11 protein-coding genes are annotated in these 15,887 nt (G+C 39.7%); 3 read left to right on the forward strand and 8 right to left on the reverse strand.

Annotation, left to right across the window (positions count from 1 at the left end):
- Positions 1 to 306 precede the first annotated feature (306 nt).
- The 8 genes from ACEN25_RS04080 to ACEN25_RS04115 all read right to left on the reverse strand — a co-directional run bounded on the left by ACEN25_RS04080 (position 307) and on the right by ACEN25_RS04115 (position 10,385).
- Positions 307 to 1,101 carry a hypothetical protein gene (locus tag ACEN25_RS04080; protein WP_441801790.1) on the reverse strand — a complete coding sequence of 265 codons (795 nt, stop codon included), beginning with the start codon at positions 1,099 to 1,101 and terminating at the stop codon, positions 307 to 309.
- Positions 1,102 to 1,261: 160 nt separating this feature from the next.
- Complete coding sequence (locus tag ACEN25_RS04085) at positions 1,262 to 1,675, reverse strand: hypothetical protein (protein WP_441801791.1); 414 nt, start codon at positions 1,673 to 1,675, stop codon at positions 1,262 to 1,264.
- On the reverse strand, positions 1,672 to 2,535 hold the full coding sequence (locus tag ACEN25_RS04090; RefSeq protein WP_441801792.1) for a hypothetical protein: 864 nt from the start codon (positions 2,533 to 2,535) through the stop codon (positions 1,672 to 1,674). The genes ACEN25_RS04085 and ACEN25_RS04090 overlap by 4 nt, the downstream gene beginning before the upstream one ends.
- Positions 2,536 to 2,951: 416 nt before the next feature.
- Positions 2,952 to 4,367 carry a purine-cytosine permease family protein gene (locus tag ACEN25_RS04095; protein WP_441801793.1) on the reverse strand — a complete coding sequence of 472 codons (1,416 nt, stop codon included), beginning with the start codon at positions 4,365 to 4,367 and terminating at the stop codon, positions 2,952 to 2,954.
- A gap of 3 nt (positions 4,368 to 4,370) precedes the next feature.
- A complete protein-coding gene (locus tag ACEN25_RS04100) occupies positions 4,371 to 5,522 on the reverse strand; it encodes an alpha-hydroxy acid oxidase (protein ID WP_441801794.1) in 1,152 nt (383 codons plus the stop codon).
- A 5-nt stretch (positions 5,523 to 5,527) separates the two neighbouring features.
- Entirely contained in the window at positions 5,528 to 6,901 is a 1,374-nt protein-coding gene (locus ACEN25_RS04105; protein ID WP_441801795.1) for an FGGY-family carbohydrate kinase, read from the reverse strand.
- An 18-nt stretch (positions 6,902 to 6,919) separates the two neighbouring features.
- Entirely contained in the window at positions 6,920 to 8,200 is a 1,281-nt protein-coding gene (locus ACEN25_RS04110; RefSeq protein WP_441801796.1) for a sugar isomerase, read from the reverse strand.
- An 88-nt stretch (positions 8,201 to 8,288) separates the two neighbouring features.
- On the reverse strand, positions 8,289 to 10,385 hold the full coding sequence (locus tag ACEN25_RS04115; RefSeq protein ID WP_441801797.1) for a bifunctional aldolase/short-chain dehydrogenase: 2,097 nt from the start codon (positions 10,383 to 10,385) through the stop codon (positions 8,289 to 8,291).
- A 151-nt stretch (positions 10,386 to 10,536) separates the two neighbouring features.
- On the opposite strand from ACEN25_RS04115, the gene ACEN25_RS04120 reads away from it, so the two are divergent.
- From ACEN25_RS04120 to ACEN25_RS04130, 3 genes are all read left to right on the forward strand, one after another.
- A complete protein-coding gene (locus tag ACEN25_RS04120; protein WP_028374542.1) occupies positions 10,537 to 11,583 on the forward strand; it encodes a GntR family transcriptional regulator in 1,047 nt (348 codons plus the stop codon).
- 82 nt (positions 11,584 to 11,665) lie between these two features.
- Positions 11,666 to 12,952 (forward strand): rhamnogalacturonan acetylesterase, encoded by a 1,287-nt coding sequence (locus ACEN25_RS04125; protein WP_441801798.1) that lies wholly within the window; start codon positions 11,666 to 11,668, stop codon positions 12,950 to 12,952.
- A 6-nt stretch (positions 12,953 to 12,958) separates the two neighbouring features.
- Positions 12,959 to 15,805 carry a glycoside hydrolase family 2 TIM barrel-domain containing protein gene (locus ACEN25_RS04130; protein WP_441801799.1) on the forward strand — a complete coding sequence of 949 codons (2,847 nt, stop codon included), beginning with the start codon at positions 12,959 to 12,961 and terminating at the stop codon, positions 15,803 to 15,805.
- Positions 15,806 to 15,887 lie beyond the last annotated feature (82 nt).

Below are 15,887 nucleotides of genomic sequence, written 5' to 3' on the forward strand. Positions count from 1 at the left end.
TTTTAAGTGTATATAAATTCCTAATACAAAAAATAGTCCTAAGCAAGGAAAACTGAAATAGGTAATTAGTAGGGGAGGAAAAACCAAAATACTACACAGACCAGACAGTTCTATTAACCAACATTTAATAGCGATTTTATCAGCTACGAAAATATTCGAACGAAACGGTGAGCAGGAAAAATAATATTAAGAGAAGATGGCTTACTATAAATGTGGTCTATGCAAGGATACTGGACTTGTTCAATTTTAAATACCTGAATTACAATAGTTTGAATATAGAATGTAAGGTTTTTTATGAGTTTAATGTTAACCTTTATCTTTTATCTGTTTTAAATCAAATCCAAGCATAAAAAATGCTTTTTCAAATGATCTGATACTTTTATTAATTCCTAACCTTTCTTTGGTGCATTGTGTTATCCACGAGGAAATTAGGTTTGCATTAAAGCCATCAATCCCTTTCGGGTGCTGGTTTTTAAAACCGTATCCAGTAGCCACTTTTCTTTCTCTACCTATGGCACCACTAAAATTGAAAAGTTGATTTGAAAGATTTTGGAATTCTTCTTTCTGATTTTTTGATAAGCTATTATAATTTCTGATTAAAGTGAAATTTAGAAATGCTGAAACCCTTGAATCATAGATTAGGATATCGGGGTTAATAAATGAATATACCTTTGTCCATCCGCTTGACCATAGAATTGTTTCATTGATAAAATTTGGTTTCTCAAGAGTTTTTTGAAATGTCAATAGTTCCGTGACCTTATGGATATATTTCTTAAGCCTTTTTTGCTCATAAAGGTTTACAACTGATTTTACGTTCCCAGTCAAAACATTTCCCCAATCAAATATTTTCAAACAGACCATGAGAATTTGATCCTCGCTTACATCTTTGGAATTTAAAATGGTATTCCAATCTTGAAATTGTGCAACTCCAACATCTCCGTTGTACGTATATTTTTTGTCTGCGTCAAATATTGAATCAAATGAAATAACGCCTAATCGCTTTCCGTAATCAATATCCGGATAAGATTGATTCATCAATTCTTTAAATGAATCATAGTAGCCCAGGGATTCAAGAATAGTGTCTACTTGGTTTTTAGTCATTCTTATAATTGTTAATGGTTTTGGGCATGATTAGTTCCTTTAAATAGCATTAGATTTTCCAAGTGTTGACCTAATTGAATCTTTGAGCTTTGGGATATTAGGATTTTCAGAAGTAGGCGAGATCAAACAATTATTTAGAGCAATTGTTGAGCATGTTTTATTATTTCTCTTCTAGCATTTTTTGACCGATAGCACCTATGAAGTAATATGTCAAAACGCTTATTATAAACACTATTATTTGCAAAACCCCCATACCTAAACCTATGCTTGAGCTAGTTAAGTTCAGAACAAGGATTATTGATGCAGGGATTAAACCAAATACAATTATTAAAGAAATTACTAAAGCTACTAATTGCCATCTAAACGTCTCATTAGAATTTGCAATTCCTGATGAAAATTTGACAATTGATTGCCCGAAAAGAATTATTGAAATAATCGACCATTCAGTATTGTAGAAAACCTTGGAAAAGTCATTTTCATAACTACGTACAATAAGAAGGATTATTATTGGAAGTAGAGTAAATATTAACTCAGAGCTAAGTACGTATTTTGTTGTTCTTTCTATTTTCATCATTTGTTATGTATTACATCAATCACCTCAATGATTTCTGTTTTTTCTGATATCAAATATCCATTTCTATTATACTTTAAAGTTTGAAAAATTTTTACGTGCAAAGAATCACCTGGAACTACTGGAATTTGTCCTGAATGAAAACTTTCTAACCATTCTTGGTGCAATATTTTTACGGAAACTGGTTTATTTCCATGTTTAAAACTCCAAGCAGAATCACCTAAAAAGTCAGGCTTTTTTATTAAATAGAATACTTCCGATTCATTTATTATCTCATTGTATGTAAGAGCGTTTTCAACTTCTTCAATATCAATTTTAGATGTTCCAACTTTAATCTCTTTAACTTCTCTATTAGGGCTTTTGAGCTCAAATGATTCAGTTTCTGATAATTTATCGGTAGAATCATTTATTTTATTGATTGCTTCTGCAAGCTTTAGCGTATCAGGTTCAGTGTAATTGAATGAGTCAGTTAGATCTTTCTTTTCAGCAATTTCTGAAATTCTTACTTTAAGGTTTTCTAAATCATTTACTGTATGTTTTTTTTCTGCTAAGAACTTAAATGATTCAGCTCTAGATTCTTCAATATATTCTTCTATTTTTTCATCATCAGGTGAGTTATCTATTTGTCCATCCTCGCTAACTACTAGCTCATTCCAAAATCTACCGATTAGAGAACCTTTTTCAATGTCATCTAGAACTATTTTTGATTTTACTTTCGTGTTTACACTTTCTGCTATTATATAATCTAGGCTATTTATGCCGTCTATCATTTCAGCAAATGATTTGAAAAGTCTACTGGGATTTTCAGTGTTTCTTTCAAAAGATAAACGAATATCGAATTTGCTTTGTAAACTTTTCTTCATTAATTAAGAATTTGTTTAAAATTATACCCAATGTAGGGATAACACAACCATTTTATATTAAATTCATTTTTTATATTTGAGTATAAGCACTTACAAGTGTTTGTATTTAAATCATCTAAGTAAATATAATATTTACCTTAAAAGCCTTTTTACAGAATTCCTGATTCTAGCTAAGTTTCTGATTCATTTGAACCTTTTAAAAAGCGTAGATTAGATCCTAAAATTCAATCAGCAAGACTTTTTCTCCCTGATATCTAAACCATATCAATATACCCCATTACCCCACAGCCTTTTTTTACTATTCGTTATTTACAACTAATTATCGGTTCTATAACACTCTCGTATATGCATATACAAACAAGAAATGGCCGTCATTAATTAAAATGACGACCATTTACACACACAATTATTTTGAGTTATACCGATTTGCGCTGGTACAATTTGCTAAAGATTAAAAATAAGATCCCACAGCTAATCCACGCGGGTAGGGTTAAAAAGGATAAGAATACATCATACTGCACCGAGATAAAGTAGAATACTCCAAAGCTTAACGCCCAGGCACCAAAGACCGCCCAGTTGAATTTGATTCCGGTTTTTTCTGCATAAAAGGCTTGTATTCCGGCGCGCTTTCCGAAGAAATATTCAAAAACAATGATTGCTCCTATAGGTGCTAAAATAAAACCGTAAAGGGCTACAAAACCTAAAAGTTTCATCGCAAAAGCGGGGAATAGTCCGGCTATGGTGGCTACTGTACCTGCAATTATGGTTACCCAAAAGGTAGAAAGTTTAGGTATAATGGCTTGAAAAGCAAGACCGGCTCTGTAAATCGTTGGGTTTGCAGTCGTCCAACCTGCAAGCAGTACTGCGATAATCCCAAAAATACCAATAGCGTTATATGCCAGAGGACCCGGTGCAACAGTAGGCGCTTCCCCACCGGCAAGCATCGCCATCGCTTCGGGTGATTTCAAATATACCGCATACAGTAGAGCAGCAGCAATCCACGCGATATAGTGACCTATGTAAATACCGGCAGCCGTAGTCCAGCCTGCGCTTGCTTTTTTAGCAAAACGAAATACTGATAAATCTGACATCCCAATGTGCATGGCTGCATTTGCAAACCACGACCACAATACCACGTGCCAGAAGGTATATTTTATTTGTCCCGGAAAGGGTTCACTGCCTTCGCCCCAGATATTCCAGAAATCTGAAAAGCTGTTTACATCAAGCTGTATCAAGGCCACAACACCACAGGCTACAAAAGCCAGTACAATAACCGGAGACATCCAGTTTGCAGCTTTGGCGACGGTATTGTATCCGCGGGCAGCAATGAGAGAAATTACAGCTCCTATTGCTAAAACGACAAGGACCCAGGTAAGGCTGTTAGGCGTGGTATCGGTTAATTTGGGCATTTCCATATCAAACGGAATCCCCACAGCGGTGGCAGAAACGGTGATCATCGCCCCGGCAAGAAAACAGAATAAGATTCCGTTTGCCAGATTGTAGGCCGTAACCAGGCGCGTACCACAAATTTTTTCTAGATGAAAATACAGGGTGTATCTAAATTTGGTTCCTATTTCTGCGGTTAAAAATCTCCAACTTAAAACGGCGAGGAGGTTACCTATTAATAAACCTATGATGAGGTCAAAGGCACTTACACCGGTGGTTAAAAATAAGGGACCTATAACAAACTCGGTTCCTGCGGCGTGCTCCCCGGCGTACATTCCTAAAAAGGCTTTCCAGCTTTGCAATCTCGATTGCGGAACGGGCTGGCGTTCAAATTCGCCACCTGCGATTTCTTCAATAGTATCTTCTTCCTGGTTGTATTGAGACATAGTCTAGGTTGTTATTAAATGTTTTGGTAAATCTTCTACCCGCTCGCACACCAGCTGATCCATCACTTGCTTAAACTGGGTTTTGAGCATCCCGATGGTGTGATCGCCGCCTTTGTTGCCTAATGCGCCGCAGCCGTACATAAACGAGCGTCCCATAAAGGTAAATTTTGCACCACAGGCCATTGCTCGGGCAATATCTGGACCTGAGCGTAAGCCACTGTCCATCATCACCTCGATCTGATCGCCATAAGTCGCGGCGATTTCTTTAAGGCTGTTTATGGTAGATTGAGCTGCGTCGAGTTGACGCCCGCCGTGATTAGAAACGATGATGCCGTCAAAGCCCATACGTATGGCAGCAGCAGTATCTTCTAATGATGCTACTCCTTTAAGTACGAGTTTCCCTTTCCAGCGATCGCGGATCGGTTTTATTTTTTCTTCGTTGAGTTTCCCTGAAAAGGTACGGTCCATAAACGCGCCCAATTGTTTTAGGTTTAAACCTTCCGGCGTGTAGGGTTTTAAATTTTCAAAAGTAGGCTGCCCGTATTTAAGCGTGTTGTACGCCCAGGTAGGTTTCCCCAGAATTTGAAGTATATTTTTTACAGACATTTTGGGCGGTAGCGCCAGTCCGTTTTTAAAATCCCGGGGGCGAAAGCCAAAGGTAGGCACATCGCACAGCAGCACGAGAACCGGACAACCGGCGGCTTCGGCACGGTCTATAATATCATTGCGCACCGCATCTTCCACAGGATTGTACAGCTGAAACCAGGCATTGCCTTCGGTGAGTTCGCTGGCTTTTTCAATATCCATTGTGGTTACCGTACTCAGGATAAAAGGCACATTGTGCTGGTGTGCGGCCTTAGCCAAAATCGCGGGTGAGTTGGGCCACATCAATCCCTGAAGACCTACGGGTGCAATACCAAACGGGGCGTCAAATTCCATCCCCAAAACTTTGGTTTTGGTAGAACTCTGACCGTAATTGTTTAAATATCGCGGCTGTAACTGTACATCGCGTATCTCTGAAGTGTTGCGTTTGATACTTACATCTTCGTTGCAACCGCCATCCAGATATTCAAAAGCAAATGCCGGTACGCGGCTTTTTGCTTTGGTTCGTAAATCGTCAACAGAAGGATAGGCAGTGTTAAAAGCGTTGGCCATAGTATTTATTTAGCGATGAACGGAATGTGTTTTTTCATCGAGTAATTTTTCTTTAAAAATTTTGAATTCAGTTGGGTGTCAGAGATGCAAATGGCCGCTCCTAATGCAGAGCCTAATGAAGAGTCTGTGGTGCGGAGTTCCATCGTTCTAAAATGATGCGAAAGCAGGTGAATGTATAGGTCGTTATCGCTAAAACCACCGTCAACAAAAAGTTTTTCGATAGTCATATCACCTTTTGCAGTCTGTATACTTTTAACCTGTAAGCGTACCAGCTCCATCATTAACTGGTGGTAGGCGTCTTCAAAAGAAGTGAATCTAAGCACTGTTTTTGTAGGCATCTCAGGATCTTCCAAAGACTCCCAATGAAAGATTTTTTCAAACTCTTTTACGAGTTCGTAGTGAATTTCAGGATTAAATTTTACCGTTTTGTGGTAGTCTTTATCTACCCCATAATGTTCGGTTAGTTTTTTAACCTGTATGCTGTATTCATTGCCTAAAAACAGGCGCGCAGATTTTACAGGTTTGCCGTTAATACGCATATAATTGATGCAATCTTTGGCAACATCTGCTTTGCTGAGCTCGTTTTCTACAAACGGATTTAAAGCGATACTCCAGGTTCCCGTAGAAATCAAAATAAATTGTTTTTTAAGACTGCGCACATAGGGCAGGAGCGCGGCAGAACTGTCGTGAATACCTACACCTATTTTTATACGCTTCCCGTTATAGTTCATATTGATACTCGTTTCGGTGGAAACGATAGGAGGTAAAATCTGGTCGAGTTGTTCGGCATATACCCAGTCGTGGTAATCGCGCTTTTCAAAATCCCAAAGCGAAGTATGGCAGCCTATACTGGTGTATTCGCTCAACGGGATTCCTGTAAAAACAAAGCTTAAATACTGCGGAAGGTGCAGCGAATACCGGATTTTTTTAAAGACTTCGGGTTTGGTATTTTTTAACCAATACAATTGCATCCCGGCATTGAGCATACCTGAACTTGACGAACCTGTTTTCTGATGAAAAATTTCTTCAGGTCCGTATTTTTCGTAAAACGAATCTATAATTTCGGTAGGAATCGCTTTAGTATAATTATACAGCGGAAAAATCACCTCGCGGTTTTCATCGAGATGAACCAGACTGGCGCCGTATGAAGAAAAGTTAATGGCTTTGATATCAAATTTTTCGGTTTTTAAAATGCGGTCAAACACCGTTTTTAACCATTCACGCAAAGCGGAAAGATCTTCGGTAGGATGCCCGTCTTCATCTGAAATTTCATCAAACTGAATGTACTCGCGGTACACCTCCTGAAATTCAGAATCAAAAAGAAAAAACTTTTTATTTGTTTTACCAATATCAAATACTGCCGTAACTGTTTGCTTCATTAAATGCGTGTTTCCAGATTAAAGTCCTGTAGCGATCGTGTTTTTACCACGTTCTTTGATCAATTGACCACGCACATCCAATTTGCGGTAGGCATCAATAGGATTGATAACTCCGCCTGCCTGTACCCGTGCCTGGCGAACCAGTGGGCGTACATCTGTGCGGTATGCTCCCTGAATGATTTCCTGACAAAGCGTAACATCATTAGCTTCCTGAGCCGCTCTAAGTGCATCCTGATCGATTAAAAGAGCTTTTGCATAGGCTTCCTGAATGGCTTCTAGAGACTGTATTAAATCTTCTAACGGATCTTTTATATTGTGACTCGCATCGATCATCCAACCCAGTTCGGGATTGTTTGGGTTATTCTGCATCCCGTAAACCAACTCGTTAAAAATAAGGAATAGGGCGTAGGGTTTTATACTTCCCACGGTGATATCATCATCCCCATATTTGCTGTCATTAAAGTGAAAACCGCCCAGTTTGCCTTTCAGCATTAAGATGGAAACAATCTGTTCAATATTGGTATTGGGTAAATGATGTCCTAGATCTACTAAGGTATAGGCTCGTTCCCCGCAACCGTTTGCCAGCATTAGCGAGGTTCCCCAATCCTGAATCACCGTACTGTAGAAATTAGGTTCGTAGGGTTTATACTCAATAAACAGTTTCCAATCCATCGGCATATCTTCGTAAATGGAAATCAGGCTGTTTTGTGTATGGGTGAGTGCGGTCTGAAAGTTATTTTGTCCCGGAAACGAGGATCCATCTGCTAACCAAACGGTCAAACTTTTTGATCCCAGTTTATTTCCGATTTCAATAACCTCTTTATTGTGGGCAATCGCCTGCTCACGTACGGCTGCACTGGTGTTGCTCAACGAACCGTATTTATATGATTCTTTCTGGTTTTTTTGATCCTGAAAGGTGTTGCTGTTTACCGCATCAAATTTAATTTTGTGTAAGGCGGCCAGTTCTTTTATCGCGTTGTAATCGTTAGGCACATCCCACGGAATATGCAGCGATACTGCACCCGCAGTTTGCGTAAGACTATGAATTAAGCCAATATCTTCTATTTTTTGCTCTAAAGAAGCCGGTTCGCCAGAAAAGGAAAACCTTCCAAAGCGGGTACCGCCGGCACCCAAAGCCCAGCTGGGGATTGCTACCTGAAATTCGGCAAGCTTGTTTATAATTGCAGTAACATCTACCTTATTTTTCGACAACGATTGAGCCAAAAAATCAAAGTGTGATTTATGATCAGAAAGACCTGTTTTGTTGAGGTCTTCTACGTGTTGGTTATTAATTTTCATAAGAAAAAAATTCTGAAAATGAAGTTAGTTAAAACTCTCGGAATCTTAATGAATCTAAGAGTTTTAACCCACTTCAATAAGTTTTTATTTAACGTACAAACGCGTTTGCCATACCACCATCTACGTTTATGGTGTTTCCGGTACTTTTCTGAAGAACGCTTACACAGGCAAAAACACCGTCTGCGATATCGTCTGGTAAGATGATCTCGTTAAGTAAATTACGTTTTGCATAGTGTGCCGGTAAATCTTTAACCTCAATCCCGTAGGCTTTGGCGCGCCCTTCGGCCCAGGCACCTTCCCAGATTTTGCTACCTACGATAACGCCATCAGGATTTACCGTATTTACCCGTATTTTATCACCACCTAATTCGGCAGCAAGAAGACGGGTCATATGTTGTTGTGCAGCTTTTGCTGTTCCGTAGGCCACGTTATTAGGTCCTGAAACCAATCCGTTTTTGCTGGCAATATTTACAATGTCACCGCCTAAGCCTTGCTTACGCATAATCGCAACACCTTCCTGAGCCATTAGAAACTGCCCTTTTACCAGAACGTTTTGTAAAATATCCCAGTCTTTTTGAGTGGTCTCTTCCAACGGTTTAGAAATTGCAAGTCCGGCAGAATGTATAACAATATCTACCCCACCAAATGCGAGGCAAGCTTCTTTATAGGCTTTTTCAATCGCTTCCTGATTGGTCACATCGCAAACCGCACCGGCAACCTGATCTTTTTTATAAGTCGCCACGGCTTCTTTAAGCGCGTCTTCACTCATGTCGGTAAGAACCACATTAGCACCTTCGGCAACCAGCTTATCTGCAATTGCTTTACCTATACCACCGGCGGCACCGGTTACAATCGCTACTTTACGTGAAAGCGGTTGTTCTTTAGGCATACGCTGCAATTTCGCTTCTTCAAGAAGCCAGTATTCAATATCAAAAGCTTCCTGACGGGGTAATGAGGTATAACTTGTAATCGCTTCTGCACCGCGCATCACATTGATCGCATTGATGTAGAATTCGCTAGCAACCCGAGTTGTCTGTTTATTTTTAGCAAAGCTAAACATCCCCACACCCGGATAAATGATAATCACAGGATTAGGATCCCGCATCGCCGGGCTGTTGTCGTGCTTACAGTTTTGGTAGTAGTCTTTGTATTCCTGACGGTATTGTGCAAACGAAGGTTCAAGTTTAGCCAGTACCGCATCGGTATCATCTAGATTGTCGTCTTTATCCAGATTCAGAATTAACGGCTGAATTTTAGTACGTAAAAAGTGATCTGGGCACGAGGTACCCATAGGCGCCAGGCGTTCTAGATCGTTGCTGTTTATAAATTGTAGAACAGTATCACTATCTGTAAAATGGCCGATCATTCGGTCTTCTGAAGAAGCGAGGCCTCTAAGAAGTGGCATTAATTTAGCGGCCTGTTCGTTACGTTTTGCAGCTGGCAAACTAGCAATTTTTTCACCTCCAAAAACACTACCTTTTTCAGCTACTTTTTTCTCAATATATGCAGAAGCTTTTTCGATAACTTCAAGACTGTTTATGTAGCATTCGTAAGAGGTATCTCCCCAGGTAAATAAACCGTGGCTACCTAAAACAATTCCGCGTATTCCGGGGTTGTCATTAAGGCACTTCTCTAACTGAAGCCCCAGGTCAAAACCGGGACGCTGCCATGGCACCCAGCCCATAGTATCTCCCCAGATGTCTTTAGTTACCTGCTCGCTGTTTTCTGCAGCGGCGATGGCGATGAGTGCATCAGGATGCAGGTGATCTATATGTTTAAATGGTAAAAGTCCGTGAAGGGGTGTGTCAATTGATGGCGCTTTAGAATCCAGATCATAAATACAATGATTAAAAAGCCCTACCATGCGGTCTTCATCTTCAAGACCGCCATACACATTTTTTAGATTTCTAAGGCGCTCGGTGTATAAACCTGCTATTCCCTGTCTGGTTAGCGTACCTATATCTCCACCAGAACCTTTAACCCACATCACTTCAACATCTTCGTTTGTAAGCGGATCTTTTTCTATGGTTTTACAACTGGTGTTACCACCTCCATAATTTGTTATTCTTAAATCTGCACCCAGAATATTGGAGCGGTATAAAAAAAGTGCAACCTGGTCATCGCCTAATTCTGCAGCCTTTTGCTCATCCCAAAGATAATTAACGTGGCTAAAAGTTTTTTCCATTTTCGTTGTGTAAAGTTTAACGCATCTGACTCAAAATTATAGGTATTGAATTAGGTGGGCATCCTGTGCTGTACTGCTATATAAATGTTTTTAATGGCTAATCTTTTGATTAGTTTTACAGATACTTAATAAAATTAGTTATCCCCACTGTATGGCCCGCACTGTTGAAATTAAAATCAATGAAGATTCAAGAATACCTAAATACAAACAAATTGTAGACTCAATCATTGACGATGTCGCAAAAGGAAAATTGAAGGTAGGGCAAAAAATACCGTCTATAAACGAACTAAGCGAAGCGGCGTATTTAAGCAGAGATACGGTAGAAAAAGCCTATAAGATTTTAAAAGAGCGCAAGGTTATTATATCCGTAAAAGGAAAGGGGTATTACACCGCAAAAACCGAACTAATTTCTAAGATCAATGTCTTCTTTTTGATCAACAAACCCAGCTCGTATAAGATGATTATTTTTAATCATTTTGTAAATACGCTCGGCGTAAATGCACACGTGAACTTAAGTATTTACCACTGCGAAGAATCTCTTTTTATCAATGCAATTGAGAAAAATATAGGTGCGTATAATTATTATGTGATTATGCCACATTTTAAAGATACAGACCTCAATCACGTAAGTTTTACGCCAGAAGTTCTTAAAGCTATTGAGATGATTCCTAAAGATCAATTGCTGGTAGTAGATAATACTAAACCTGAGATTAAAGGGAATTATGGTTCAATCTATCAGGATTTTAAAGAAGATATCTATAACGCTCTAATTGAGGGGATGGACCGGCTGAAAAAATACGATCGGCTAATTTTAGTTTACCCATCAAAAAGTGTTCACCCCTATCCAAGGCGTATCGTTCACGGCTTCCGGTATTTTTGTCAAAAGTTTGATTTTGAATTTGAAATTCTTGATGAGATTTATGAGGATATGGAGTTTGAAAGCAAAGACGTTTACATCACCATAGAAGAGATGGATCTCGTAAACTTGCTCCGTCAGGTGCGTGCCCGCAACCTGGTTTTAGGCAAAGACATTGGTGTAATCTCGTATAACGAGACGCCTTTAAAAGAGCTTTTAGGCATTACCGTTGTTAGTACAGATTTTAAAGCAATGGGGGAGACTGCTGCCTATATGATACTTAAAAACAAAAAAGAGAAAGTTAAAAACGTCTTTAAGTACATAGAGCGTAATTCGGTATAGTCTAATTTCAGAACAGTACAGGATACGCTAACGTATTCCTCTTTGTATTTTTCACATAACTTTTTTCTAACAAAAAACAGCTATGCGAAAACGCAACTGCCTTTTTATACTATTGGGGCTAACGGTTAATCTGCTCTCGTCTCAGGAACAGGACACTTTTCATTTTAATTTTGCTACTGAAAATGCAACTTTAGAAGAGTCTGTTACCGCTATACAACCCTATTCTGAAGGCTTAGGTTATGGTTTTGATTTGGGTACCGCTTATCGTGTACAAGCAACTGAGAATGGATTTACAAGCACTGCTCCGGTATATTTTTCGGTACAGGTCCCTGAAGGTACTTACAAAGTAACCGCAACCGTTTCCGGATTAGATACTGAAACTACCTTAAAAGCCGAATCTAAACGACTTTTTATTCCGCAGCATAAAATAACTACAACAGATGAGGTAAGCCTGTCTTTCAATGTAAGCGTATTTAAACCTCAAATTACTGCAGACTATAGTGTAGGTTTGAAAGATCGCGAACTTTTAAAACTTGATTGGGATGATAAACTTACGCTGGAGTTCTTAGGAAATAGTACCATTAAAAGCATTCATATCGAGCCTGTAACGGGATTAAAAACACTGTTTCTCGTGGGCGATTCAACAGTTACCAATCAGGATTTAGAGCCCTGGGCATCATGGGGACAATTTATTACAGCCTACCTCGATGAAAATATCACAGTTGCCAATATGGCTTCTTCAGGTGCATCATTGGCTTCTTTTAAAGGCAGCAGGATAGATAAAGTATTGCATATGCTGAAGAAAGATGATTATGTAATAATCGAATTTGGGCATAACGATGAAAAAATTAAGGGAGAAGGCAACGGTGCATACGGTTTATACACCAATCTACTTACCGATTTTGTTAAGCGTATTAAAGAAAAAGGAGGGATTCCTATTTTAATCACTCCTACTCAACGCCGTGCTTTTGAAGGTGAACAACTAAAGCCTACACACGGTGATTTCCCGGATGCAATGCGTAAAGTCGCCAAAAAAGAAAAGGTTACTCTAATAGATATAACTGCATTTACCACGCTGATGTATGAAGCCTGGGGAGCAGAAGGCTCGCGCAAAGCCTTTGTACAATATCCGGCAAATACATTTCCCGGGCAGTCTAAAGCATTAGAAGATAATACACATTTCAGCAATTTTGGCGCTAACGAAATTGCGCTTGCCGTTGTTTGTGGCTTGCGCCAAAGCGCATCTACACTCAAGAACTATATTACAGTAAATACACCTCCTTACAATCCGTCACAACCTCACAAGCCGCAATCGTATAACATACCCTACAGCAGTTTATTTGAAGCTTTAAAACCCGACGGAAACTAAATTATTATGAAAAAAATACATCTAATTTTTGCGCTTTTTCTTCTGAGTGTTATCGCTGCTTTTGGGCAGCAAACTAATAAAATCTGGCTGTCTGGGATAGATTTTGAACATCCTAAAACCTGGGATTTTAAAGTTTCTGCTGGCAATAACAGCGGAGAATGGTCTACTATAAATGTGCCGTCTCAGTGGGAGTTAGAAGGTTTTGGAGAATATACGTATGGCCGCTGGTATAAAGAATTGGAGCAGGACGAACCCAGCAAAGAAGAGGGGTTTTATAAATTGAATTTTGAAGTACCTGCTTCCGCGAAAGCGAAACAGGTGACCATTCATTTTGGTGGGGTAATGACCGATACCGAAGTGAAAGTAAACGGTAAAGTAGTAGGACCTAAACATCACGGTGGCTTTTATGAGTTTGAATACGACATCACTGAATATTTAAAATTTGGAGAAGAAAATTTACTCGAAGTTCACGTCTGGAAACATTCTGAAATAGGAAGTGTAAACAACGCAGAACGCAAAGCAGACTGGTGGTTGTTTGGTGGAATTTACCGTCCCGTTTGGTTAGAAGTCAAGCCTAAAACGCATATTAAGCATGTTGCCGTAGATGCGCAAATGGACGGCAGCCTAAAGACTGTTTTAGATATTTTAAACCCTTCTGAAAATCTGAAGGTAGTAGCTTCAATCGCATTAGTAGGCGGTGAATCTAATCTGGAATCACAAACCATTAACCTCAATAAAACCGATACCACACAGACTATTACTGCAAAATGGAATAACGTAAAAACCTGGGATCCCGAAAATCCCAATTTATACGTATTAACCCTGCAATTACAGAAAAACGGACAAACCCTACACGAAGTAAGCGAGCGCATCGGGTTTAGAACGCTCGAGTTTAGAAAGCGAGACGGGATTTATGTAAATGGCACTAAAATAAAAATGAAAGGGATCAACCGTCACAGCTTTTGGCCGGAAGGTGGTCGCAGTACCAGCAAACGCATTAGTGTGATGGATGTAAACTTAATTAAGGACATGAACATGAATGCGGTGCGTTTTCACTATCCGCCAGATGATCATTTTCTTCACGTTGCAGATTCGCTAGGATTATTTGTTCTTGACGAACTCGCAGGCTGGCAAAATCCGTATGAGACAAAAACGGGTGAAAAACTGATTAAAGAAATGGTAGATCGTGATGTAAATCATCCTTCTATAATTATCTGGGATCAGGGCAACGAGGGCGGCTGGAACTATGAACTGGATGATGATTTTGCCAAACACGATCCGCAAAACCGAATTGTAATTCATCCGTGGTCTGATTTTGATGGTTGGGATACGCACCATTATCCAACATTTTTAACGGGTGTTCACCGTTTTGGAAGTGGTGAAAATGTATTTTTCCCTACCGAATTTATGCACGGTACCTACGATAATGGTATAGGTGCCGGCCTCAAGGATTTCTGGGAGCATTATAGTAAAAGTCCGTTGTTTGCCGGTGGTTTTATGTGGGCATTTAGTGATGAGGCGGTATTGCGAAGCGATTGGACGGGTGATGAGCAATTTGATTCTAAAGGCAATCTGGCTGCAGACGGCGTTTTAGGTCCGCATCGCGAGAAAGAAGGCAGCTTTTTTACCGTAAAAGAAGTTTGGTCTCCGATACAGTTTAAACCTAAAGCAATTACCGAAACTTTTGACGGAAGCTTTTTAGTAACCAACGACTATTTGTTTTCAAATCTCAATACGGTTACGATGCAGTATCGCGTAATGGAAGCTGATGCGAAAACATTTTACGAGCCGGGAACTGCTGCGCGTATTTTAGATTCGGGAACTATAGAATTACCAAATGCAGAACCGGGCGAAACCCGAAAAATTAAGATGCCGGTAGCTGAAGATTTTTTTAAAGGCGACTGGCTTGAGATTACGGCGACAGACCAACACGGGCGTGAGATTTATATCTTTACATGGGCTATTCATAAAGCCGATTATTTTGCAGATAAATTTATGTATCAAACCGAAACTAAAAAAGCTGCAAAAGCAACTCAAGACGATGCAATCGTTACATTAAAAAGCGCTGCGGTTATCTTAAAGTTGAACACCAGGACTGGTTATATCACCGAAATTAATAGTAAGAAAAGAGCGATTCCGTTTTTAAATGGCCCTAAACCTATAGGTATGAAAGCCGAAGTAGAAAAGGTTACCCTATCGCAGGAAGGTCTAAATGCAGTTTGCCGTATTGATTACAATGGCGGAATCGACCACATTACCTGGACGATGTATGCAGACGGCCGCGTACATATGGAACTCGTCGCACTTAAGAATGCCGGAAGAAACAGCGGTTTTGACGGGGCTTTTTATGAAGGCGATATCGATAAATTTGGGATTACGTTTGACTTCCCGGAAACCGGTGTAGCGGGCATCACACTCTTTGGCCGTGGACCGTATCACACATGGCGCAACCGCCAGCAGGGAATTGAGTATGGAATTTGGGAAAAAGAATACAACAACACTATAACCGGAGAAAGCTTTGAGAATCTGGTATATCCTGAATTTAAAGGCTATTACGCTAATTTCTTAGCTGGAAATCTACAAGCCGGGGAAAACAGCTTTAAAGTTTTTAGCGAAAGCGATAAATTATTTTTGCGGTTGTTTACACCGGAAGAAGCCAAAAAAGGCTTTAAGGGCAGTCACTTTCAGCCCTCATTTCCAGATGGGAATATCTCTTTTATGTATGAAGTTCCCGGGCAGCGTGCCTTTAAACCCTTAGAACAACAAGGACCCAGCAGTCAGCCTTCAAACATTCGCATTAAAAGTGGCGATGAGGGAATCTCGATGAAGTTGTGGTTTGATTTTAGGGACTAGATTTTAGACGAGAGACGTTAGATTTTAGATGTCAGAAATAGGGAAAGAGAATAGAGAATAGAGGAAAGAAAATAGAAAATAG

Source organism: Leeuwenhoekiella sp. W20_SRS_FM14, assembly GCF_052119605.1.
GTDB lineage: Bacteria > Bacteroidota > Bacteroidia > Flavobacteriales > Flavobacteriaceae > Leeuwenhoekiella.